This window comes from Actinomadura opuntiae (genome assembly GCF_030283205.1).
Lineage (GTDB): Bacteria > Actinomycetota > Actinomycetes > Streptosporangiales > Streptosporangiaceae > Spirillospora.
Map to the genome: position 1 here is coordinate 199,296 of NZ_JASNWF010000012.1, position 22,916 is coordinate 222,211.

Sequence of the window (22,916 nt, forward strand, 5' to 3'; positions counted from 1 at the left end):
TTCGGCGCAAAGGGTTTCGGTCCCCTGGGGCTCAGCGTTTGCGGCCCCAGGCGGAGATGAGCGGTGCCAGGGTGACGTCGAGGCGGCCGTCGGAAATGGCGGAGAGGTGCCGGTCGATCTCCTCGGGAGTGGCGTGGCCGGCGGCGATGAGCTGGTCGCGGACCTGCCGGATCGTCGCGGCCTCCAGGACTCCGCAGGCCGGGGACGTGATCGGGAAGTAGGCGTCGGCGCGGACGCCGTCGAGGCCCGCCTCGCGCAGCAGGCGGGGCAGGGTGCGGCCGTAGGCGAGGTCGGCGCCGCGCCCGGCCAGCAGCGCGCGGAAGTCGTAGCGGAGCTTGTTGGCCAGGCGCTCGGCGGGCCCGTGCTCGTCCGGGCAGGCCAGCGGCTGCAACGCCGGGTCGGCGTCCTCGATCAGCAGCGCCCCGCCGGGACGCAGCGCGTCGACCATCGTGCGCAGCGCCCGGTCGCGGTCGGCCAGATGGAGCAGGACGAGCCGGGCGTGCACGAGGTCGAACGTCTCGGCGGGCGGCGGGTCGCGGACGATGTCGTGCCGGCGGACCTCCACGGCGCCGCCCGCCGCCGGGCGCGTCCAGGACACGTCGATGTCGGTCGCCAGCACCCGGCCCCGCTCGCCGGCCCGGTCGCCCAGCCAGCGCGGGACGGACGGCCCGCCCGCGCCGACCTCCCAGCACCGCGCACCGGGCCCGGCGCCCAGGTCGTCCAGGTGCCGGAACGTCCACGGGTCGAACAGCTCGGAGATCGCCTGGAACCGGACGCCGGCCTCGGCGCGCCGGTTGTCCAGCAGGTATTCGGGGTCGTCGCTCATGGAGCCGCCTTCGTCGCTCGTGGTGCCGCCTTCGTCCGTCCGACCAGCAGGTCGGGGAGCAGCGCGTCGCGCAGCCCGGCGAGCGCCGTGCTCTCGGCCGCCGCGGCCCGCACCCGGCCGGCGAGCGCGTCCACCAGCTCGCCGAACTCGCGGGCGCGGGGCTCGCCCGGCCAGGGGACCTCGTAGCGGGCGAGGTCGGGCCATCTGGCCCTCGGCATGCGCGTGCCGTCGCTGAGGGCGGAGGCGTGCGCGACGACGTCGTCGCTGGACAGCGCCGCGAGCAGCCACCCGCGATGGCGCGCGTCCTTCGGGCGGACGACGAGGATGTCGGTCGAGGCGACGCCGTCCACGAACGCCAGGCCCACCTTGTGGAAATAGGGGCGCAGTTTCCCGAAGAGCACGTCGCCCGCGATGAATCGCCGTTTGGTGCTCAGCACGGCGGACGTGCCGACCCATTCCGAGAGCCACATGTGCCGTTTCGCGATATGTTCCAGCCCGATGTGGTTCTCGTCGGCGCCGATGTCCGCGGCCGGGACGTTCACCGTCACCGGCCCGCCGAGCGCGTCGAGTCGGACCGAGTCCGCAGCGGACGCGGCGAGCTCGGCGTACCGCGCCCTGACCAGCGCGTCGGTGCCGGTGGCGAGTTGCTCGTTGACCGCGATCTTGTCGTCGAGTGCACCGAGGATCTCCGCCACGGCGTCCTGGCCGGAGCGTGGCAGATCGTTGACGGGAAGCGTGTTCAGAATCGTTTGGGTCAGCAGAGGCTGGCCCGACCCGATCCGATGGTGGTTCAGGCCGAGCCCTTTGAGCAGGTAATAGACGTATCGGGGGTGCACGCCGTCCTTCGCCGTCGCGATGATGGCGTTGTCGGTGACCCAGCACCGCTCGCGCGCGAAATGGACGACGCCGCAATAAGAGCCGACGCGCCCGACGATGGTGCTGTTCCGGTCGGCGTTGAATTCTCCGGAGGTGCCGATGACGCCGTTGGCCCCGTACATCGGATAGCGGGCGCCGGCGGCGGGCCGCGCCCTGCCGTTGGTGAAGGCGACGACGTCGCCGAGCCGGATCATTTCCTCAACCGTCCAGCCGCTCCAGTTGCGTCCGGACGAACTGTTCCAGCCGGGCCGATTCGTCGAACCGCGTGAGCAGTTCCTTGGTGAGCCGTTCCACCCTGTCGCGGACCGGTTCGGACTCCTCGTCCGCCGTTTCCGCCGCGCCCGCATAACGTCCGGGAGTGAGGACGTGGCCGTGGTCGCGGATCTCGCCCAGCGCGGCCGAACGGCAGAACCCCAACTCGTCGGCGTACGGGCGCGAAGCGCTCGGGCCGCCGCGCCAGGAGTGGTACGTTCCCGCGATCCTGGCGATGTCGTCGCCGGTCAGGACGCGTTCGGTGCGGTCGAGCAGCGTCCCCATGGAACGGGCGTCGACGAACAGCACCTTTCCCCGCCGGTCGTCGCGTCCGCCGTCCGGACCCTTGTCCTTGGACAGGAACCACAGGCACGCGGGAATGGGCGTCGTACGGAACAACTGCGGTGGCAACGCGACCACGCACGAGACCAGATCGGCCTCGACCATCGCCGCCCGTATCTCGCTCTCGCCCGACTGCCGCGACGACATCGAGCCGTTCGCCATCACCACTCCGGCCGCGCCGCGCGGGCCGAGTTTGGACACGATGTGCTGCATCCAGGCGAAATTGGCGTTCCCGGCCGGCGGCACCCCGAACCGCCAGCGCGGGTCGCCGGCGTCGCGGTACCAGTCCGACAGGTTGAACGGCGGATTGGCCAGCACGTGGTCGGCGAGCAGGCCGGGATGCGCGTCCTCGTAGAAGGTGTCGGCGTGCCGCGCGGACAGGTCGCCCGCGATCCCGTGGATGGCGAGGTTCATCCGGGCGAGCCGCCAGGTGCGGGCGTTGGCCTCCTGCCCGTGCACCGCGATGTCGCCGCTGCGGCCCCGCCGGCTCAGCACGAACTTCTCCGCCTGGACGAACATCCCGCCCGAGCCGCAGCACGGGTCGTACACCCGCCCCTTGTACGGTTCCAGGACGTCCACCAGCAGTTTCACCACGCTCTTCGGCGTGTAGAACTCGCCGCCGCGGCGGCCCTCCGCGCGGGCGAACGTCTCCAGGAAGTACTCGTAGACCTCGCCGAGCAGGTCGCGGGCGGACTCCCGGTCCCGGCCGGTGAACCGCGCGTCGCCGATGACGCCGGCGAGGTCGGCGAGCCGCCGCTGGTCGACGTTGTCCGCGCTGAAGATCGTCGGGAGGGCGCCGTCCAGCGACGGCTCGGCCCGCATCACGGCCGCCATGGCCGCGTCGATCCGCGCGCCGATCGGTCCCGGACCGGACACGACGGCGGGCCAGCGGGCCGTTTCCGGAATGCCGGGGAACGCGGACGAGGCGTATTTGAGGAAGACGAGGCCGAGCACGAAATCCCGGTACTGCGAGGCGTCCATGGACCCGCGCAGTTTCGCGGCGGCCTTCCACAGGACGTCCTGCAGTTCCGCGATTCCCGTTTGCGTCACATCGGCAGACTCTAGGCAGTCCGCGCCCGGCCCGCGAGCACCGGCCGCGGGACCGGGGAGCGGCCGCCTCCGGCCGTCCGGCGGCGATGTGCGGCGTTGTCCGGGAAAACGTGAATTCGGCTCACCCTGGCGGGTTAGGGTGAAGATCGCTCCAGAGCCGGACGAGAGGCACGAGGTGAACGACGGCTGGACGCCCCGCGAAGTGGACATGCAGGTGCCGAACGTGGCCCGCATGTACGACTACTACCTCGGCGGCAAGGACAACTACGCGGCCGACCGCGAGGCGGCCGAGAAGATCCTCGCCCGCGCGCCGTTCACCCCCGTCCTGGCCAGGCACAACCGCGCCTTCCTGCAGCGCGCCGCCCGGCACCTCGCCGCGGCGGGCGTCCGGCAGTTCCTCGACGTCGGGACGGGGCTGCCGACGCGCGGCAACGTCCACGAGGTGGTCCGGGAGCTCGTGCCGGACGCGAGGGTCGCCTACCTCGACGTCGACCCGGTCGTGGTCGCGCACGGGCGCGCCCTCACCGCCACCGACGACCGGACGGTCGTCCTGGAGCACGACCTGCGCGACGTCGAGGCGATCCTCGCCGACCCGGTGCTGCGGGAGACGATCGACTTCGGCGAGCCGGTCGGGCTGATGCTGCTGGCCGTCCTGCACTGCCTGAGCGACGAGGAGGACCCCTACGGGTCCGTCGCGGCGCTGCGCGACGCGCTGCCGTCCGGCAGCCACGTCGTCATCTCGCACATCACCGGCGACGACGCGGTGACGGAGAACTCGACCGAGGTCTACGGCCACGCCAACACCGGCATGACGCACCGCAGCCGCGAGCGGCAGCTGCGCTTCTTCGACGGCTGGACGCTGCTGGAGCCCGGCCTGGTCCGGCTGGACGAATGGCGTCCCGAGCCCGCCACCGGGACGATCGGCGCCGGCGGCGACTACTTCCTCTGCGGGGTCGGCGCGAAGACGTCCTGACGGGCGCGGCCGTGCGGTTTTGTGGCACGGCTGACAAGGCCGGGCCGGCCGATGCGTCACGGCGGCCATTGGAATAAGTGTCCAATTACCCTAGTGTTCCGGAGGCCGTCACAGGGACGGCTCCGGGGGGACGACACGAAGGGTTCACGGTCATGCACAGCAGTGTCCGCCGGGGCCTGCGCGCCGTGCTGGCGTCCTGCGTCGGCGCCGCCATGACGGCGGCCGCCCTGCAGGGGACGGCCGCCGCCGCGCCGCAGGACGCCCCGGCTCCGGCCCAGCCTCCCGCCCAGGATCCGTTCTACCGGCCGCCCTCGCCGCTGCCCGCCGGGCAGCCCGGCGACGTCATCCGCTCCCGCCCGTCGCTGTTCACGGTCGACCCGATCGGCCACTCGCCCTACGGGGGAGTGAAGTCCTGGCAGGTGCTGTACCGGTCGCAGACGGCCGCCGGCGCGCCGACGGCGGTGTCGGGCACCGTCCTCGTCCCGGACAAGCCGTGGACGGGCGCCGGCAAGCGCCCCGTCGTGTCCTACGCGGTCGGGACGCGCGGGCTCGGCGACGCCTGCGCGCCGTCCTACACCCTCACCCAGGGCCTGGACTACGAGGAACTGTTCGTCATCGACGCGCTCAACCAGGGCTGGGCCGTCGCGCTCACCGACATGGAGGGCCTCGGCACCCCCGGCCAGCACACCTACGAGGTCGGGCGCTCGCAGGGCATGGCCGTGCTCAACATGGCGCGGGCCGCCGAGCGCCTCCCCGACGCCGGGCTCGCCGGCGCCCCCGTCGCGATCAAGGGCTACTCGCAGGGCGGGACGTCCGCCGGATGGGCCGCCGAGCTGGCCAGGTCGTACGCGCCGGACCTCGACCTCAAGGGCGTCGCCGCCGGCGGCGTCCCCGCCGACCTGCGCGCGGTCGCCGCGAGCCTGGACGGCAGCCCGTTCGTCGCGCTCATGTTCATGGCCGCCGTCGGCTACGACGCCGCCTACCCCGAACTGAAGCTGGACGGCTACCTCAACGACAACGGGCGCGCGCTGCTGGCGAAGGCCAAGGACATGTGCCTGGTCAGCTTCGACGGCCCGGCCACGGTGCTGGAGACCGCGTTCAAGAAGATCAGCGACTACACCACGACCAACCCGCTGAACACCCCGCAGTGGCAGGCCCGGCTGGACGAGAACAAGCTCGGCTCCACCGCGCCGAGCGTCCCCGTCTTCCAGGGGCAGGCGCTGCTGGACGAGATCATCCCGGCCAAGCAGGCCGAGACCCTCGACCGCGACTGGTGCGCCAAGGGCGCCAACGTCACCTACAAGAGCTACCCGATCGCCGAGCACGCGACCGGCATGCTCGAAAGCGAGGGGGACATGATGGCCTTCCTCGCGGACCGGTTCGCCGGCAAGCCCGTCCAGGGCAACTGCCCCGCCAAGTGACGCTCTCCGTCAGATGACGCCGAAGGGGGGCGGGCCGGGAACGGCCCGTCCCTCACGCCTCGCGCCGCCAGGCCTCTACGATCAGCCGCCGCACCTCCGCCTGCGTGACCGGCGCCAGCCCCCGCCGCTCCCGCTCCCGGCACACCGACGTCATCTCCACGTCCGGCATCCCGCACGGCACCGCCCACGTCCACGGCGCGGGGTCGGCGTCGACGTCCATGGAGAACCCGTGCGCGCTGACGCCCCGCGAGATGTGCATCCCCAACGAGACGATCTTGCGTCCCTCGGCCGTCCACACTCCGGTCAGCAGCGGGCCGCCCGGCGGGGTGTCCCGCCGCTCCGCCGCGATGCCGAGCTCGCCGAGCACCCCGACCAGCAGGTTCTCGATGTCGCGCAGCAGGCCCACCACGTCGCGCGGGTCGGCGAGCTTCAGGATCGGGTACCCGACGATCTGCTCCGGCGAGTGGTAGGTGAGCTTCCCGCCGCGCCGGACCTCCACCACCGGGATGCCGTGCGCCGGGTCGGGCCGCTCCTCCGGCGGCGTCCGCCGCCCCACCGTGTAGGTGCGCGGATGCGACAGGATCCACAGCGTGTCGTCGGCGGCGCCGGCCTGCCGGTCCCGCACCATCCGCTCCATGGCCTCGATCGCCTCGGCGTAGTCGACGAGCTCGCTCTCGATCACCCGCAGCGGCCCGCCCTCGCGGCGGGCCCGCAGCCCGGTGCGCGCGGTGCCCGGCTCGCCGTGGGACGTCGTCAATGACATGAATCCTCCCCGCCGCGAGTGTATCCGGGCGCCGATGCCGGTCCCGCGAGGCAGGATGGTCGCATGGATCTGGTGGACTTTTTGCGCGCCCGGCTGGCCAAGGACGAGCAGGTCGCCCGGGCGTGCTCCGGCGCCGCCTGGGCGGCCGCGTCCGGCGGCACCGTCCGGCTCGACGGCGGCGACGGCCCCGGCGACGAGCCCGGCTTTGTCGCGTCGGCCGAGAACGCCTCGTACGCCGAGCACATCGCCCGCCACGACCCGTCCCGCGTCCTCCAGGACGCGGCCGCCAGACGGCAGCTCGTCGACGACTGCGAGAAGCACGCCTGGATCATCGCCCAGGGCCGCGCCACCCCCGAGCAGCAGGCCGCGCAGGCCGTCCGCGAGCAGGCGCTCCGCCTCCTCGCCCTGCCGTACGCGCACCACCCCGACTACCAGGTGGAATGGCGCGCCTAGGGCGACTCGACGAGGGCGGGGTGGCGCGGGTCGTCGGTCTTCAGGACGACGTCGGCGGTCCGCAGCGGCTCGGCCTCGCGGTCGTAGCGCGCGAACGCGGGAAGCGTCCACGCCTCCTCGCCGGGGGTGCGGCGGGCCAGCGCGGCGGGCGACATCGTCAGGTGGACGGTCAGGTCGAACGGCAGCCCCCGGCCGAGCAGCAGCGGCCCGTCCAGCAGCAGGACACCGCCGGGCCGGAGCGCCGTGTACCGCGCCCGCGTCGCCCGGTCGCGTTCGCTGTCCCACAGGCTCGGCAGCACCTTCCCGGTGCCGCCGGGCTCCAGCGGCGCCAGCACCTCGCGCATGAGTCCGCCCACGTCGAGCCACTCGTCGTAGTACACGTCGGGGTCCTCGCGGCCGAACTCGTAGCGCAGCGACGCCGGCCGCAGGAAGTCCCGCGCCGACACCCGCACGACGTCGCGGCCTGCCGCGCGCAGCGGCCCGGCCAGCGCGTCGGCGAGCACCCACGGCTCCGCCGCCGGCGCCCCGTCGACCGCGACCCGCCGCCACGTCTCGCGCGGCGCGCCGTCGATCCGGCCGCACACCTCCTCGACCGCCCGCTCGGGCGTGATCGCTCGCGCACGCATCCCCCCATCCTGCAACACGCCCGCGCCGGCGTGGTATTCAACGTCGGCAATAATGGCCACTTAACCGGAGATTTGCCATTTATGGCCCCTGATGTTCTGCGTTTGGAGGCCGTTCTTCTGTAGCGTCGCCGCGACGTGTTGTCGCCGCAAGGGACCTGTGGCGACAACACGTCGTCCGCTCTCGCCGGAGGTGGCCTCGGACCTGCGCGAACAGGCGTGCCGTCCGGCGATTGGAGCGTTCCCGGGCCGGGTAGCTCATCGGCCGTATGCGCGCGTGCCGTGGGGTGGGCCGGCGTGCGTCTGCGCATCGGTCTCGGCGGGGCGAGGGGGACGCATGGCATCGGCAACGGGGCGGTCGCGTGACGGAGCGCCTTCCAAAAGGCATGAGCCGATGGCGCCGCTGCTGCCCGGTGGTGAGCCAATCGAGAAAATGCTGCGGCAGGCGCAATTCTTCGTTCCCGGAAAACCGTCCGACGACTACCGGCGTCTCCATCGGCACGGCGGACGCGGCGCCGAGGAGTTCTACCGGGAGCGCTGGCGGCACGACCGGGAGGTCCGCTCCACTCACGGGGTGAACTGCACGGGGTCGTGCTCGTGGAAGGTGTACGTCAAGGACGGCATCATCACCTGGGAGACGCAGCAGACCGACTATCCGTCGGTCGGCCCGGATTCGCCCGAGTACGAGCCGCCCACCGAGGTCGCGCAGCATTACGTCGAGACGTTCGACCTGCGCCGCCGCTGCGCGCTCTACCTCAGCTACTACCGCTACGGCGACACCCGCAAGCGCGGGATGGCGATGCTCAGCTTCAAGGCGGCGTACCGCGCGGCCGGGTTCGAGCCGTCCGAGGACGAGCTGCCCGACTACCTGCCGCTCGTCCTCGACTTCGCGGCGCTCGGCCCGCGCGGCGAGAAGCTGCTGCGCGGCCACCGCGCCGACCTGGAACTGCTGCGCCGCGCCCTGACCGACGCGGGGACCCCCTACGCCGACGTCGTGGCCGCCGTGTGCGCGCGGCTGCCGAAGCTGGGCCGCCGGGACCTGGCACTGGTGCGCCGGGCCTGGGAGCAGGGACCACCGGAGGAGGAGGTGGGGCTGGAGCCGTTCGCCCCGCCGGAGTACCTCGACGGCAGCGGAACGGGGGCGCGGCGATGAGCGGTTTCCAGACGTGGTGGTGGGTGATCCTGCCCTACGCGGCGATGGTGGTGTTCGTCGTCGGGCACGTCTGGCGCTGGCGCTACGACCAGTTCGGCTGGACGAGCCGCTCCACGCAGCTGCAGGAGCGGCGGCTGCTGAAGTGGGGCGCGCCGCTGTTCCACTACTCGACGTTCGCCGCCATCGCCGGGCACGTCATCGGCATCCTGATTCCGAGGTCGTTCACCGAATGGCTCGGCGTCCCGGAACGCGCCTACACGCTGTTTTCCGGCATCGCCGGGTCGGTCGCGGCGATCGGGGTGCTCGTCGGCGCGGGCATCCTGATCTTCCGGCGGATGGGCGTGCCGCGCGTGCGCGCCACCACGAGCGCGGTCGACTACCTCGCGCTGGTCCTGCTCGGCATCATCAGCCTGCTCGGCATCTACCTGACGCTCGGCGTGCAGGAGTTCGGGGACGGCTACGACTACCGCACCACGGTGTCGGTGTGGTTCCGCAGCCTGTTCGCGGGCGCGCCCGACCACCGGGCGATCGGCGACGCGCCGGTGATGTACCAGGTGCACGCCACCGCCGCCTGGTTGATCTTCGCGGTGTGGCCGTTCAGCCGGCTCGTGCACGCCTGGAGCTACCCGCTGTGGTACCTGTGGCGGCCCTACGTCGTCTACCGCGACCGGCGCGCCGGCCCGCCGCCCGAGCCGGGCACCGGCGGCCGCCGGTGGCGGAGGATCGGCGTGCGGTACTGACCCCTCACGCCCCGGTCCGCCGGTGCCAGGAGGCGATCAGGGTGCGGTTGCCGACGCCGAGCTTGTCGAGGATGTGGGAGATGTGGTTCTCCACGGTCCGCTCCGACAGGTGCAGGCGGCCGGCGATCTGGCGGTTGGTGAGGCCCTCGGCTATCAGCGCGGCGATCTGCCGCTCCCGCGACGACAGCGGACCCGGCCCGTCGGCGCTGACACGGGCCTTCTCGGCCAGCGGCGCCATACCCAGGCGTTCGGCCAGGTCACGTGCCGTCTCCCGGTGCGTCGCCGCCGCCCGGACGTCGCCGGGGCCGCGGCGCAGCGCGCACAGGCGGGCCAGTTCCAGATGGGTCATGGCCTGGTACGGCGGTGAGCCGAGCGCCCCGCTCTCCGCCAGGGCGGCGGTGAGGTGGGTCTCGGCGGCCTCGACGTCCTCCATGAGCAGGGCGAGCCGTCCGAGGTGCAGGCTGACGGGCCCGCCCCAGGGCGTGTGGGCGGGGCCGACCGACTGGCGGCCCGCGAACGGCAGCAGCGTCGCGTAGACGGCGGGCGCCTCGGCCGTCTCGCCGAGCAGGCTCAGCAGCTCCGCGTGCCCCGCCGAGATGATCAGCCATTCGGCGGCGGGCGCGGGCACCTGGTCCAGGTGCGGGGCGACGCTGCGCCAGATCATGGCCGCCTCGTCCCGCCGCCCGAGATGAGCCAGCACGACCGCGAGCCAGGACCGGGCGAAGAACGGGCCGTGCTCGCTGAGCCGGCGGACCAGTGGCTCCACCTCGGCGAGGCCCTCGCCGGTGAGCATCGCGGTGTGCGCGGCGAAGACCAGGTCGAGGTGCTCGGCGCCGCCGTGCCGGCAGCGCCGCCCGAGCGCGAGCGCCTCCGCTGCGAGGGCACGCGCCTCGGCGAAGCGGCCCTCCACGAGCGCGACGGCCGCGCGGACGAGGAGCAGCCGCCACCGCCACAGCGGCTCGCCGGACCGTTCGACATGCCCGGTGAACGCGGCGAGTTCCGCGTCGAACTCGACGCGGCGCCCCAGCTCGGCGAACCCGTCCATCCGCCAGGTGTGCCCCCAGAGCGCGGCCTCCGGCAGCGTCCGGCCGAGCAGCGCGGCGCGCTCGCCCAGCGCCAGCCGGTCCTGGACGTGGCGACCGTTGACCAGTTCGGTGTGCCGTGCCTGCAAGGCCAGCAGCAGCACGTCGGGATCGCCGGTGCCCTCCGCGGCCGCCAGCGCGCGTTCGCCGAGCGCGGGACCCGAGCCGGCGGCGGTGCTCGCCCACGGGTCCGCGGTGATCGCGAGCTGGGCGAGCAGCCGCGTCTCCCGCACCGGGTCGGCACCGTCGAGCAGCGCCAGCGCGTCCCGGCACAGCGCGTGGACCTGCGCGGTCAGCGGCGAGAACGCCAGGTCGCGCGGCACCGTGGCGGCGTCGGCGACGACCCGCGCGTCACCGGACGCGCGGCCGAGGCCGGCGGCCTCGCGGCAGTGCCGCCAGCCCTCCTCCACGTCGCCGCTGCGGAACTCGCAGCGCGCCAGCTCCACCAGCAGCCCGGCGCGGCGGGCGGCGGCGCCTGGCAGGGCGAGCGCCGCCCGGTACTGCGCGGCGGCGTGCTCGTGGGCGAGCCGCGCGACGGCCTGCCGGGCGGCTTCGAGGGTCGCCTCCAGCGCCCGCCCGGCGTCGCCGGACTCGCGCAGGTGGTAGGCGAGGGCCTCGGCGGTGCCGTCCGCCCGCACGGCCTCGGCGGCCAGGGCGTGCAGCCGCTCCCGCTCGGCCGTGCCGAGCCGGGAGTAGAGGGCCTCCTGGACGAGGGCGTGGGAGAACCGGGCCGTCCCGCCGGGGTCGACGCGGACGAGCCCCGCCGCCACCGCCTCGTCGAGCGCCTCGGGCGGCTCGCCGGTGACCGCGGTGAACACCGGCAGGGCGAACTCGCGGCCGAGGACGGCGGCGCGCCGCACCGCCGCCGCGGCGGCCGGGCCGAGTCGCCCGGCGCGCTGCTCGATCACGTCGCGGACGCCGCTCGGCAGGCCGGCGGTGTCACCGGTCGCCCTGCGCAGCCGCAGCAGCTCCAGCACGAACAGCGGGTTGCCGCCGGAGCGTTCGCGCAGCCCGGCCAGGTCGCGGTCGCCTAGCTCGTGGCCGAGCTCGTCCGCGGCGAGCCGTCCCGTCTCGGCGGGCGTCAGGCCGCCCAGCACCAGGGAGGAGCAGGCCCGCCCGCGCAGCACCGGGCGCAGGGCCGGCGGCGCCTCCGGGCCGCGGTACAGGCCGACCAGCAGCAGCCGCACGTCCGGCGCCTCGGCGGCCACGACCTGCAGCAGCGACAGCGAGGACGGGTCGGCCCAGTGCAGATCGTCCAACACCAGCAGCAGCCCCGGCCCGGCGGCGTCCCGGACCAGCCCGGCGACCTCGTCGAACAGCCGGGTCCTGCTGCCGCCCGCGAGGTCGGGGGAGGGGAGGCCGAGGGCGCGGAAGGCCTGCGTCCAGGGCCGGTAGGGCGCGGCGCCCTCGCCTTCGAGGCACGCGCCCCAGGCGGTGCGGACGCCGTCGGCGCGGGCGCGCCGCACCAGCGCGTGGGCCAGGGCGGTCTTGCCCGCGCCCGCGTCGCCCTCGACGAGTACCGCCCCGCCGTCACCGGCCAGCGCCTCGGCGAGCCGCCCGGACAGGAAGGCCATCTCGCGCTCGCGCCCGACGAACGTCGTCATTGAGTACCCCGATGAGTGGTTCCACAGATGTCCGTAGCGTGCCCGATTCCTAGCGTCGTCTCCATGGAGAACGCGGAGAAGCGGGTGGCCACCGTGGGACGGCCCGCAGGTTACGGCTCCGCGTCCCGATCCGGCACGAAGGGAACCGCCATGAACCGCACCACCACCGGACTCACACTGTGCGCCCTTTCCGCGGCGTTCAACGTCGACGGCGTTATCTCGCTCGGCGAGTCGGACCCGCCGCCCGCGTTCGTCGGGATCCTGAGCGCGCTGCTCGGCCTCGGCACGCTCGCGGGCGTCCTGCTCGCCCTGCGCGGGCGGCGCGGCGGCGTTCCCCTCGCGATCGGCACCCGGCTCGCCTCGGCGGCCGTCCTCGGCGTGCCGACGTACTTCATCGGCGCGCCGGCCTGGGTCTACGTCACGGTCGGAGTCGGGATGGTCCTCGGCCTCACCGGCATCGCCGCGCTCTGGTCGGCGCGCGAGGCGAGGGCGGCGGCGTGACCGACGGCCCGGTGCTGGCGGCGTCGGGCATCGGCAAGCGCTTCGGCCGCCGGGTCGTGCTGGACGGGGCGGGCCTGTCCGCCCGGTCCGGCGAGATCGTCGCGGTCGTCGGCGAGAACGGCGCCGGCAAGACCACGCTGCTGCGCGTCTGCGCGGGCCTGCTGCGCCCGGACACCGGACGGGTCGTCCGATCGGGGCGGGTCGGCTACTGCCCGCAGGAGCCGGTGCTGCTGGAGCGGCTGACCGCCCGCGACCACCTCGTCCTGTTCGGCGGCGCGGCCGGCTGGGGCCGGGAGCGGTCGCTGAGCACCGGGACCCGGCTGCTCGGCGCCCTCGGGTTCGCCGGGCACTCCCGGGTCCCGGCCCGGCGGCTGTCCGGCGGGGGCCGGCAGAAGCTCAACCTCGTGCTGAGCCTGCTGGGCGACCCCGGCGTCCTGCTGCTGGACGAGCCGTACCAGGGCCTCGACCACTGCTCCTACACGGGGTTCTGGGAGCTGGCGGGCACCTGGCGCGACGACGGCAAGGCGGTCGTCGTCGTGACGCACATGCTCGCCGAGCTGTGGCGGGCCGACCGGGTGATCGAGGTGCCGGCATGAACCGATGGCTGCTTCCGGCGGAGATGCAGGCCCGCGACCTCGCGGGCCGCTGGCCGGCGCTGGCCCTGCTGTTCGCGCTGCCCGCCACCTGGTACCTCGCGGAGCTGGCGTCCGGCCGGCCCTGGGCGATCGGCGCGGGGGCGCTCGCCATGGGCTGGACGAGCGGCGCCGCCGCGCTGTTCGCCGTGCTGGGCGCCCGGCGGGCCGACCCGCGCCTCGTGCAGGCCGGGTACCGGCCCGTCGACCTGGTGATGGGCCGGCTCGCCGTGCTGGCGGGCCTGGCGCTGGCGGTCGCCGCCGCGTTCGGCGCCCTCATCGTCGCCTGCTCGCATCCGGACCGGCCGCGCGACCTGGTCCTCGGGCTCGTCCTCGGCGGGCTGGTGTCGGTGATGCTCGGCTGGGCCATCGCGGTGCTCGTCCCGCACGAGCTGGAGGCCACGCTGGTGCTGATCGGGCTGGCGGGCATCGCCCCGACCGCCCCGGGCCGGGTCGGCGACTACCTGCCCTTCTACGCGCTGCTGCGGTTCACCGACGTGACGCGGCCGTCCCCGGCGGCGTGGCCGCTCGTCCTGCACGCGCTCGCCTACAGCGCCGGGCTCGCCGTCCTCGCGCTGCTGGTCTGGTACCGCCGCGTGCGGGTCGTCAACGACCGCCAGCCTCGCCGCGGCCCTGCCGGGGTCGGATACCCTGGGGAACGGTAATGAGTAGTTCGCTGGTTTACAAAGGGAGGTGCGGGTGCTGCCGCAGCCGCCGGCCGTCCGCCGACAGTGGACCGCCCGCCACCCGGGCATGGACGCCTCCGCCATGCAGATCGCCGAGCTGGTCAAGCGCGTCGCCGCCCAGCTGGAGGCCGCCATCGAGCCGCTCTACGACGACGCGCCGCTGACCGCGCCCGAGGTCGACCTGCTCATCCCGCTGCGGCACATGGAGCAGCCCGTCATCGCCCGCCGCATCGCCGAGCACCGGCACATGTCCCGGGCCGGCATCAGCAAGGCGCTCGCCAAGCTGGAGAAGCGCGGCTTCATCGAGCGCACCCCCAGCCCCGCCGACCGGCGCGCCTCCCTCATCTCGGTCACCGACGCGGGCAAGGCGGCCGTCGACGCGCTGTTCCCGCGCCAGGTCGAGATCGAGTCCCGGCTGGTCGCGGGGCTCGGCGCCGACCGCGAGCGCGTCGTCGAGGCCCTCGTCCTCCTCGCGCGCACCTTCGAACGCGCCACCGCCGAACTTCCCTCGTCCTCGGAGCCCCTGGAACTCGAAGCCCCGGCCTCCGAAAGCCCGGTCACGTGACCGTCATGACGATGAGCAGGTGGACGGCCCGCACGTCAGCGCCCGTCAGCGGCGCGCGCGGCGCGGCAGCTCCGCGCGCCCTGAGCGACGGCGCGAAGGACGCGCTCGGCTCCGCTTTGGGCGCCCTGAACTCCTGACGCATTCTCGGCGCATCCGCTGACCGCGCCGACCGGGCAGGACGCCCGGCCGGACGCGGCGCCGCGCCCCCTCATCACCATCACCGGCAGCCGCCCGCGCCGCACCAAGGTCACGCCGCGCCGTGCCCTGCCGTGCCGCACCAAGGTCACGCCGCGCCGTGCCGCGCCGCGCTGTGCCCGTGCCGTGCTGCCGTCCTGTATCGCGAGAACAGAGGTTCATCCATGTCGTCCACGTCCGTGGAATCCGCCGGGCCGCGCTCGCGGCCCGTGCACGGGAAGCGCGGGGGCCTGCGGGCCGACCCGTGGCTCACCCTGATCGCCGTCGCGTTCGGCCTGTTCATGGTCGGCCTCGACGCGTCCGTCGTGTCGATCGCGAACCCGGAGATCGGCCGGGACCTGCACGCCTCCACCGCGGACCTGCAATGGGTCACCAACTCCTACCTGCTCGCCCTCGCGGCCGCGTTGATCCTCGGCGGCAAGCTCGGCGACCGCTTCGGGCGCCGCACCTTCTACCTGGTGGGCGTCGCCGGGTTCGTCGTGGCGTCGGTCGCGATCGGGCTCGCCGGGTCCATCGAGGGTGTCCTGGTCTTCCGTGCGCTGCAGGGCCTGTTCGGCGCGCTGCTGATGCCGAACACCATCGCCTCGCTGCGTGCGGTGTTCCCGCCGCGCAAGTTCGGTATGGCGGTCGGCATCTGGGCGATGGTCTCGACGGTGTCCACCGCGCTCGGGCCCATCGTCGGCGGACTGCTCGTCGAGCACGTCAGCTGGGAGTCCGTCTTCTACATCAACGCGCCCATCGGCGTCGTCGCGCTCGTGTTCAGCGCGTTCGTCCTGCCGCAGAGCAAGCAGGAGGGCGCCGCGAAGGAGCGCTTCGACCTGCCGGGTGTCGTGCTGCTCGCGGTCGGCCTGCTCGCGGTGGTGTTCGGCGTCGTCAAGGGCGAGACGTGGGGCTGGTCGTCGGCCGGCACCCTCGGCGCGATCGGCGCGGGCATCGCGGTCCTGCTGGTCTTCGGCTGGGTCGAGACCCGCGTGGCGCACCCGCTGCTGCCGATGCGGCTGTTCCGCAACCCCGCGCTGACGATCGGCGCGGTCATCACCGCGCTGAACTTCTTCGTCCTGCTCGGCGTGATCTTCTTCGTGATGCTGTACCTGCAGAACGTCCGGGGGCTCTCGCCGGTCGAGGCGGGGGTGCGGACGCTGCCGCTCAGCCTGGCGTCGGTCGTCGCGTCGCCGCTCGGCGCCGCGCTGACCGACCGGTTCGGGCCGCGGTTCACGATGCCGCTCGGCATGGCGCTGCAGGCCGCCGCGTGCTTCGCGATGCTGGGGTGGGACGCCGGCTCCCCGTTCGCCGTGCTGTGGCCGCCGTTCGTCGCGCTCGGCCTCGGCGCCGGGATGGTGCTGTCGGCGTCGTCCGCCGCGATCGTCGGGAACGCCCCGGTCCGGGACGGCGGCGTCGCGGGCGGGCTGCAGGCGACCGTGCTGCAGATCGGCGGTGCGCTCGGCACGTCCGTGCTCGTGTCGCTGATCAGCGCCCGGGTCGGCGCGACCTACGCCGCCGAGCTGTCCTCGGCCGGCGTGCCCGCTCCCGTGGCCGGCGGCCTCGCCGGGGCGCGGGACGCCGTCGCGATGGGCGTCGCACCGACGTCGGCCGCCATGCCCGCGCAGGCCAAGGCCGCCGTGGTGGAGGCGAGCGGGCAGGCGTTCATGAACGGCGTCCATGTAGCCGTCCTGGTCACCGGCGTGCTGTGCGCGGTGGGAGCCGCCGTCGCCGCGATCGGCGTCCGCAACCGCCCCGCGCACTGATCGCCTCGGCCCCGCCGCGCCCGGCCGGCGCGGCGGGGCCGAGGCGAGGACCTAGGTCGATGGGACCCCACGGGTTGGGTCCGGCGGCCGACGCGCGGGCGGGGGCCGCGGCGACAGCATGAGGTCCATGACCACGATCCACGAAAGCGACGCCGCCCGGGCGGGGGAGCGGCAGGCCGGCGGGGCTCCGGCCTGGGTCGCGCTCCTCGCCGCGTCCACCGGCCAGTTCCTCGTCGTCCTGGACATCTCCGTCGTCAACGTCGCCCTGCCCGGCATGCGCGGCGGGCTCGGGCTCGGCGCCACGAGCCTGCAGTGGGTCGTCAACGCCTACTCGCTCGCGTTCGCCGGGTTCCTGCTGCTGGGCGGCCGCGCCGCCGACCTGTTCGGCCGCAAGCGGGTGTTCATCACCGGTCTCGGGCTGTTCACCGCGGCCAGCCTCGCGGGCGGGCTCGCGCAGGACGCCGGGATGCTCATCGGCGCCCGCGCCGTGCAGGGCCTCGGCGCCGCGATCCTCGCGCCCGTCACGCTGTCGCTGATCACCGGGACGTTCCCCGAGGGGCCGGCGCGGACGAAGGCGATCGCGATGTGGACGGCCGTCGGCACCGCCGGCGGCGCGACCGGCGGGCTCGTCGGCGGGCTGCTGACCGACTACCTCAGCTGGCGCTGGGTGCTGCTGATCAACGTGCCGGTCGGCGCCGCCATCGCGGTCGTCGCGGCGCGGTGGCTGCGCGAGGAGGCCGCGGCCGCCGCGCGGCAACGCCTCGACCTGCCCGGCGCGGTGCTCGTCACCGGCGGCGTCGGCCTGCTGGCCTTCGGCATCGGGCAGACCGAGCACCACGGCTGGACGTCGGGGGACTCGCTGCTGCCGCTGCTCGCCGGGCTCGTCCTGCTGGCGCTGTTCGTCGCCGTGGAGGCCCGGACGGCGCAGCCGCTCGTCCAGCTGCGGCTGTTCCGGCTGCGCAGCGTCGCGGTCGGCAACCTCGCCACCCTCGTCAGCACGATGGCGGGGTTCGCGCTCTGGTACTTCCTGTCGCTCTACATGCAGAACGTCCTGCACTACAGCGCCGTCCGGACCGGCGTGTCGTTCCTGCCGCACACCGCGGGCATCATCGCCGGGTCGAGGCTCGCGCCCACGCTGATGGCCCGGATGGACGCCCGGCTCCTGGCCGCCGGCGGCGGGCTGATGGCCGCCGCGGGGTTCGCGTGGCAGAGCGCCGTCCTGGACGCGGGCGGGACGTTCACCGGCTCCATCCTCGGCCCCGGCATCGTGATGGCGACCGGCTTCGGCCTGCTGATGACGCCGCTGGTGGAGGCGTCGACGGCCGGGGTCGACCGGGCCGAGGCGGGCGCCGTCGCGGGCGTCGTCAACACCTCCCGGACGATCGGCGGCGCGATCGGCCTGACGATCCTCGCGACCGCGGCGGCCCGGTCGGGCACCGACCTCGCGGGCGGCTACGCGACCGCGTTCCTGATCGCCGCGATCATCACCGCGGCGGGCACCGCGCTGGTCGCCTTCCTGCCCCGCCCCCGGCGCTGACCTCAGGCCGCGGTGCGGGACGCGGCGGCATGGCGGACGGCCCCGACCGCGACGACGGCCCAGACGGCGAGCGCCGGCCACAGCAGCACGCGGCCGAGCACGGTCAGCCAGTGCAGGCCGATCACCGTCCCGGCCGTCATCGCGGCCGCCGCCGTCATGCCGAGCGGGAACACCGTCGACCAGCGGCGGCCGTCATAGCCCGTCCGGGGCCGGCGGATCTCCGCGCAGACCAGCAGGGCGTACCAGGAGAACGCCACGGCCAGGATCGCCAGCGTCAGCCATTCCAGCGCGCGCGGCGCGGGCGGTCCGGCCGCGAGGGCGAGCTTCGCGCAGGCCAGCGCCGAGATCGACAGCGCGCCCGCCAGCACCCAGTGGTCGCCCGCCCCGTGCAGCAGCTGGTCGAAGTCGAACCGGCTCAGCACGAACGCGTACAGGAGGAGGCCGAGGGCGAGCAGCGCCCCCGCCGGCCACAGCAGCCAGCGCACCGAGAGCTGCTTCGACAGCGTGGACGACAGCACCACCAGCGACTGCGTCGCCACCGTCACCAGGTAGGCCGAGCCAGGCAGCCGCCGTCCCAGATGCCGCACGACCTGCGGCAGCAGCAGCGCCCACGCCACGGCCATCAGCGCGAGCAGCGCCTCGGCCGCGACGTCGCGCTTGAACAGCAGGAGGCCGACGCCGAACACCCCGGTGCCGGCGACGGCCGTCAGCGTGACCGGGCTGGACTCCTGCGCGCGCCGCCTGTCCCGCCCGCCCCGCAGCCGCAGGCCGAACGTCACCGCCATCACGATCCACAGCACCGCCGTGGCGGCGAGCAGCACACGCGTCGCCCACGCGAACCCGGCGAGGTCCAGCCCCACCGACACGATGCCGGTGGCCATGACCATCGCGCCCCACGGCTGGGGACCGCGCGCACTCTCTCCACCGCTCACCGGTCACTTCTACCCCTCGCGTTCGCGCGCACGCGAACCGCCCCCGGCCGAAGAGCGGCGGCCTCAGGACACCAGCACCGGAGGCTCGGCGGCGGTGGACGGGGCGCGCCGCGCGAGGCGGCGGCCCAGCCGTTGCGCCGGCGCCTCGATCCAGCGCTGGGACGCCCAGCCGGCCGCCAGCAGCACGGCGAGGAAGACCAGCAGGCCCGGCACGTCCTCGCGGCCGGACCGGCCGAGGAACTGGGCCGACACCATCAGCAGCAGCGGATGCAGCAAGTACACCGAGAAGCTCATGGCGCCGAGGGCGGTCGCCCAGCGCGGGAACCGGCGGTGCCGCAGCAGCCACGCCGCCGCGAACGTCGCCGTCGCCGCCACGACCGTCCCCGCCCAGACGAGCTGGGGGTGCCAGTAGCCGTGCAGGTTCCACAGTCCGGCGGCGAGCGCGCCCGCCGGCACCAGCACGGCCGCCGCCGCGCCGGACCAGCGCGGGATCTGCCCGTGCTCGGCGCGGTGGACGGCGGTCCCGGCGAACATCAGCGCCATCATCGCCAGGCCCTGCCACGCGTCGACCCGGCCGTTCAGCGTCACCAGGACGGCCGCGAGCACCCCGCCGAGCAGCCCGCCCGCGACCCGCGCGCCCGCGCGGCGCGACACCGCCGCCGCGACCGCGACCACCAGCGCGACGAACGCGACCGCGACGACGGCGCCGACCCCGGCCGTCCGGGACAGCAGCCCGGTGAGCCGCCACGGCTGCACCAGACCGCCCACCGCCAGCGCCGCCGCCGCGATCCCGACGGCCACCGGCGCCGAGCGCCGGTGCGCCCGCACCACGAACAGCGCCACGACCAGCAGGTAGAAGGCCATCTCGTACGACAGCGTCCACAGCACGTTCATCGCGTTCGGGACGGCGAGGAGGTCCTGCATCATCGTGGCGTGCGCGAGGATCGCCGTCATCGGGTGGTACTGCTCCAGCCCCGCCCGCAGGCCCCGCACCCCCAGCAGGAACGGCAGCACCGCGAGCAGGCACGCCACCGCCAGCAGCGGGTAGATGCGGAAGAAGCGGCCGATCCAGAACCCGCGCACGCTCTCCCGCCGCTCCAGCGACGCCGGGACGATGTACCCGCTCACCAGGAAGAAGACGAGCACCCCGTAGGTGCCGGGATCGAACCAGCCCTGCAGCGCGATCCGGACGTCCGGCAGGTACACGTACGTGGCGTGGTGGAGCGCCACCGCCAGCGCCGCCCACCCCCGCAGCACGTCCAGCCACCCGAGCCGCGTCGCGGAGGTGGAAACGCCTAAGGGCGGGATCATTCCGACAGGCTAGACCTCCAAGACAGAAACACCGCCAACTTCGTCAAGATCTCCAGAAAACCCCCAGGACCGCCGAAACGGCAGCCGTGGTGGCGATCGGGATACGTTCCTTATCACCAGGGAATGACGAGGGTCGTGCGGTTCTCGAGCGACCCGTGCATAGCGGGATTGAACAGCATCATTGACGTGTGCTGCGCCATACTGCTAGAAACGGGGCGCGGCACCATAGGGTACGTATCCGGCGACGGGAGTGGTTCGTGAGCGAGGACGCCCGCCGGCCCGCGGCCGCGGACCCGCGCGACGGGGCGCGCGACGAGGCGGCGGCCGAGAACCGCCGGCTGAGCAGCCCGAACGCCCGCTACGGCGCGCGCCTGCGGCGGCAGTCCTCGGCCTCGGTGCTGCTCAACGCGGTGATCGAGGCGGACCGCGCCAACCTCGAGCACACCATGACCGCGCTGCAGGCCGACGGGACGCTGGAGCAGGCCGCCGCGCGGGTCGTCGCGGCCCGGCGCCGGTTCGTCCTCGGCAGCGCCAAGAGCCGCGCGCACGCGACCCTGCTGCACCTGGAGCTGTCGGCCAGCCTCGCCGGGGTCGCCCTGATCGACGAGGCCGCCGTGCGGGCCATCGACGTGCTCAGCGACGTGCGGCCGACGGACGTGCTCATCGCGTTCTCGTTCCGCCGCTACGCCCGCCCGACCATCGTCGTGGCACGCGAGTTCGCCGCGGCGGGCGGGCACGTCGTGGCGATCACCGACGACGCGGGCAGCCCCCTGGCCGGTGCCGCGCACACCACCGTGGTGGTCGACACCGGAAGCGCGTCCTTCAGCGACTCCCCGACCGCGGTCTCCGCCGTCGTGCACGCGCTGGCCACGCTCACCGCGGCCAGCGCGAAGGGGGCGCGGCGGCGGCTGGCCCGGCGCGAGGGGCTGGCGCGGGCGCTGGCGATCTACTCCGACGAACGAGGGGGCGCGGACGGATGAGGCACGCACTGCACGCGGCGCAGGCGAGGCGCGCGGCGCACGCGAGGCACGAGGCCGACGACGTCGTCATCACCGGCGGCGAGGTGCTGGACGGCACCGGCGCGCCGGCGCGGCGGGCCGACGTGGTGGTCCGCGAGGGCGTGGTCCGCGACGTCGTCCCGCCGGGCAAGACGCACGAGGGCCCGGAGCTCGACGCGACCGGCCTGGTCGTCGCGCCCGGCTTCATCGACCTGCACTCGCACGCCGACTTCACCGTCCGGGAGCACCCGGCCGCCGACACGGCCGTGCACCAGGGCGTGACGACGCTGCTCGGCGGCAACTGCGGGTTCTCGCCGTTCCCGGTGGCCGAGGCGGAGGAGCTGCGCGGCGCCGCCGGGTTCCTGGCGGCGGGCGTCGACTTCGAGTGGAGCGACCTGGACGGCTACGCCCGCGCCGTCGAGGCGGACCGGCCCGCGATCAACCTGGCGACGCAGGTCGGGCACCAGGCGCTGCGGACGCTGGTGATGGGCGCCGACGAGCGTCCCGCCACCGGGGACGAGCTCGCGCGGATGCGGTCGCTGCTGGCCGCCGCCGCCGAGCAGGGCGCGTTCGGCTTCTCCACCGGGCTGATCTACGCGCCGGGATCGTACGCCTCGCCCGCCGAGGTCGCCGCGCTCGCCACAGAAGCGGCGGAGCGCGGCCTGCTGTACTCCACGCACATGCGCAACGAGAGCGACGAGCTGCTCGCGGCGGTCGACGAGGCGCTCGACGCGGCCCGCCGGTCGGGGGCGCGGCTGGAGATCTCGCACCTCAAGGCGATGGGCCCGGCGAACCACGGCGCGGTCCACGAGGCGCTCGCGAAGATCGAGGCGGCCCGCGCCGGGGGCGTGGACGTCGCCGCCGACGTCTACCCCTACACCGCCTCGTCGACGACGCTGACGGCCCGGCTGCCGGGCTGGGCGATGGACGGCGGCGCCGCGCGGCTGCTCGAACGCCTGATGGAACGCTCCACCCGGAGCCGGATCGCCGCGGAGCTGCGCGCCCGCTTCGGCCGCGACATCGACCCGGCCGGGGTGGTCGTCGCCGAGCTGCCGGACGGCCCGTACTCCCGGTTCATCGGCCGCAGCCTCGCCGAGATCGCCGACGAGATCGGCACCGACGCCGCGGAGGCGGCGCTGGAACTGCTGGCCGCGCACAACGCGACCGTCGCGATCGTCAACCACGCGATGTCCGCCGGCGACGTGTCGGCCGTCCTCGCGCACCCGCTGGTCAGCGTGGCCAGCGACGGCTGGACGCTCGCGCCGTCGGGCGGGGGCCGCCCCCATCCGCGCAGCTTCGGCACGTTCGCGCGCGTCCTCGGCCGCTACGTCCGCCGGGACGAGGTGCTCACGCTGCCCGAGGCCGTCCGGAAGATGACCTCCCTGCCCGCCGCCCGGCTCGGGCTGGCCGACCGCGGCGAGATCCGGCCCGGCCGCGTCGCCGACATCGCCGTGTTCGACCCCGCCGCGGTGATCGACAACTCCGACTTCGCAGACCCCTGGCGGCTCGCCACGGGTGTGCGGCACGTGCTCGTGCGCGGCGTCCCCGTGCTGCGCGACGGCACGGCCACCGGCGCGCGTCCCGGACGCGTGCTGCGCCGCGCCGGCTGAGCGCGTCGTTTACCGGATCCCCCCGGATCCCCGTTGAACAGGAGCG

Annotated in this window: 22 protein-coding genes; 14 read left to right on the forward strand and 8 right to left on the reverse strand. The window is 74.4% G+C overall.

Annotation, left to right across the window (positions count from 1 at the left end; all coding sequences use genetic code 11):
* Positions 1-31: 31 nt before the first annotated feature.
* Genes QP089_RS26260 through QP089_RS26270 form a run of 3 tightly spaced genes read right to left on the reverse strand, consistent with a single transcriptional unit; the run spans position 32 to position 3,346 of the window.
* The gene (locus QP089_RS26260) at positions 32-826 is read right to left on the reverse strand and encodes a class I SAM-dependent methyltransferase (protein WP_285914804.1); all 795 of its coding nucleotides are present in this window, start codon (positions 824-826) and stop codon (positions 32-34) included.
* Complete coding sequence (locus tag QP089_RS26265) at positions 823-1,896, reverse strand: restriction endonuclease subunit S (protein WP_285914806.1); 1,074 nt, start codon at positions 1,894-1,896, stop codon at positions 823-825. Before QP089_RS26265 ends, QP089_RS26260 begins: the two co-directional genes overlap by 4 nt.
* A gap of 4 nt (positions 1,897-1,900) precedes the next feature.
* Positions 1,901-3,346 carry a type I restriction-modification system subunit M gene (locus QP089_RS26270; RefSeq protein WP_285914808.1) on the reverse strand — a complete coding sequence of 482 codons (1,446 nt, stop codon included), beginning with the start codon at positions 3,344-3,346 and terminating at the stop codon, positions 1,901-1,903.
* A gap of 139 nt (positions 3,347-3,485) precedes the next feature.
* On the opposite strand from QP089_RS26270, the gene QP089_RS26275 reads away from it, so the two are divergent.
* Both QP089_RS26275 and QP089_RS26280 read left to right on the forward strand, forming a co-directional pair.
* Entirely contained in the window at positions 3,486-4,319 is an 834-nt protein-coding gene (locus tag QP089_RS26275) for an SAM-dependent methyltransferase (RefSeq protein WP_285914810.1), read from the forward strand.
* Between the two features lie 152 nt (positions 4,320-4,471).
* The gene (locus QP089_RS26280) at positions 4,472-5,740 is read left to right on the forward strand and encodes a lipase family protein (protein ID WP_285914812.1); all 1,269 of its coding nucleotides are present in this window, start codon (positions 4,472-4,474) and stop codon (positions 5,738-5,740) included.
* A 52-nt stretch (positions 5,741-5,792) separates the two neighbouring features.
* Here the strand turns inward: QP089_RS26280 and lipB are convergent, their stop codons facing one another.
* Positions 5,793-6,503, reverse strand: a complete 711-nt coding sequence (gene lipB / locus QP089_RS26285) for a lipoyl(octanoyl) transferase LipB (RefSeq protein ID WP_285914815.1) — start codon at positions 6,501-6,503, stop codon at positions 5,793-5,795.
* Between the two features lie 63 nt (positions 6,504-6,566).
* Between lipB and QP089_RS26290 the strand changes: the two genes are divergently transcribed.
* Positions 6,567-6,956: a DUF6221 family protein gene (locus tag QP089_RS26290; protein WP_285914816.1), complete on the forward strand. Its 390-nt coding sequence runs from the start codon at positions 6,567-6,569 to the stop codon at positions 6,954-6,956.
* Here QP089_RS26290 and QP089_RS26295 read toward each other — a convergent pair.
* A complete protein-coding gene (locus tag QP089_RS26295; RefSeq protein ID WP_285914818.1) occupies positions 6,953-7,582 on the reverse strand; it encodes a nucleoside/nucleotide kinase family protein in 630 nt (209 codons plus the stop codon). The two genes, QP089_RS26290 and QP089_RS26295, sit on opposite strands and share 4 nt — an antisense overlap.
* A 430-nt stretch (positions 7,583-8,012) precedes the next feature.
* On the opposite strand from QP089_RS26295, the gene narJ reads away from it, so the two are divergent.
* Both narJ and narI read left to right on the forward strand, forming a co-directional pair.
* The gene (narJ, locus tag QP089_RS49060; protein WP_446474088.1) at positions 8,013-8,732 is read left to right on the forward strand and encodes a nitrate reductase molybdenum cofactor assembly chaperone; all 720 of its coding nucleotides are present in this window, start codon (positions 8,013-8,015) and stop codon (positions 8,730-8,732) included.
* Positions 8,729-9,472, forward strand: coding sequence for a respiratory nitrate reductase subunit gamma (gene narI, locus QP089_RS26310; protein ID WP_285914820.1), 744 nt, complete (start codon positions 8,729-8,731; stop codon positions 9,470-9,472). The genes narJ and narI overlap by 4 nt, the downstream gene beginning before the upstream one ends.
* Before the next feature lie 4 nt (positions 9,473-9,476).
* On the opposite strand, the gene QP089_RS26315 is transcribed toward narI, so the two are convergent.
* Positions 9,477-12,158, reverse strand: a complete 2,682-nt coding sequence (locus QP089_RS26315; protein ID WP_285914821.1) for an ATP-binding protein — start codon at positions 12,156-12,158, stop codon at positions 9,477-9,479.
* 63 nt (positions 12,159-12,221) lie between these two features.
* Here QP089_RS26315 and QP089_RS26320 point away from each other — a divergent pair, with 63 nt between their 5' ends.
* From QP089_RS26320 to QP089_RS26350, 7 genes are all read left to right on the forward strand, one after another.
* The gene (locus QP089_RS26320; protein ID WP_285914822.1) at positions 12,222-12,659 is read left to right on the forward strand and encodes a hypothetical protein; all 438 of its coding nucleotides are present in this window, start codon (positions 12,222-12,224) and stop codon (positions 12,657-12,659) included.
* Positions 12,656-13,255 carry an ATP-binding cassette domain-containing protein gene (locus QP089_RS26325; RefSeq protein ID WP_285914824.1) on the forward strand — a complete coding sequence of 200 codons (600 nt, stop codon included), beginning with the start codon at positions 12,656-12,658 and terminating at the stop codon, positions 13,253-13,255. Before QP089_RS26320 ends, QP089_RS26325 begins: the two co-directional genes overlap by 4 nt.
* Positions 13,252-13,956, forward strand: a complete 705-nt coding sequence (locus tag QP089_RS26330; RefSeq protein WP_285914826.1) for a hypothetical protein — start codon at positions 13,252-13,254, stop codon at positions 13,954-13,956. The genes QP089_RS26325 and QP089_RS26330 overlap by 4 nt, the downstream gene beginning before the upstream one ends.
* A 34-nt stretch (positions 13,957-13,990) precedes the next feature.
* Positions 13,991-14,542, forward strand: a complete 552-nt coding sequence (locus QP089_RS26335) for a MarR family winged helix-turn-helix transcriptional regulator (protein ID WP_285914828.1) — start codon at positions 13,991-13,993, stop codon at positions 14,540-14,542.
* Positions 14,543-14,553: 11 nt separating this feature from the next.
* Positions 14,554-14,679: a hypothetical protein gene (locus QP089_RS26340; protein ID WP_285914829.1), complete on the forward strand. Its 126-nt coding sequence runs from the start codon at positions 14,554-14,556 to the stop codon at positions 14,677-14,679.
* Positions 14,680-14,901: 222 nt separating this feature from the next.
* Entirely contained in the window at positions 14,902-16,482 is a 1,581-nt protein-coding gene (locus QP089_RS26345; RefSeq protein WP_285914831.1) for a DHA2 family efflux MFS transporter permease subunit, read from the forward strand.
* 127 nt (positions 16,483-16,609) lie between these two features.
* On the forward strand, positions 16,610-18,019 hold the full coding sequence (locus tag QP089_RS26350) for an MFS transporter (protein WP_285914832.1): 1,410 nt from the start codon (positions 16,610-16,612) through the stop codon (positions 18,017-18,019).
* A 2-nt stretch (positions 18,020-18,021) separates the two neighbouring features.
* On the opposite strand, the gene QP089_RS26355 is transcribed toward QP089_RS26350, so the two are convergent.
* Positions 18,022-18,951, reverse strand: a complete 930-nt coding sequence (locus QP089_RS26355; RefSeq protein WP_285914833.1) for an SLAC1 family transporter — start codon at positions 18,949-18,951, stop codon at positions 18,022-18,024.
* Between the two features lie 63 nt (positions 18,952-19,014).
* Positions 19,015-20,262 (reverse strand): acyltransferase family protein, encoded by a 1,248-nt coding sequence (locus tag QP089_RS26360; RefSeq protein WP_285914834.1) that lies wholly within the window; start codon positions 20,260-20,262, stop codon positions 19,015-19,017.
* Positions 20,263-20,519: 257 nt separating this feature from the next.
* Here QP089_RS26360 and QP089_RS26365 point away from each other — a divergent pair, with 257 nt between their 5' ends.
* Positions 20,520-21,242: a MurR/RpiR family transcriptional regulator gene (locus tag QP089_RS26365; RefSeq protein ID WP_285914836.1), complete on the forward strand. Its 723-nt coding sequence runs from the start codon at positions 20,520-20,522 to the stop codon at positions 21,240-21,242.
* Positions 21,239-22,870 carry an N-acyl-D-amino-acid deacylase family protein gene (locus QP089_RS26370; RefSeq protein WP_285914837.1) on the forward strand — a complete coding sequence of 544 codons (1,632 nt, stop codon included), beginning with the start codon at positions 21,239-21,241 and terminating at the stop codon, positions 22,868-22,870. Before QP089_RS26365 ends, QP089_RS26370 begins: the two co-directional genes overlap by 4 nt.
* Positions 22,871-22,916 lie beyond the last annotated feature (46 nt).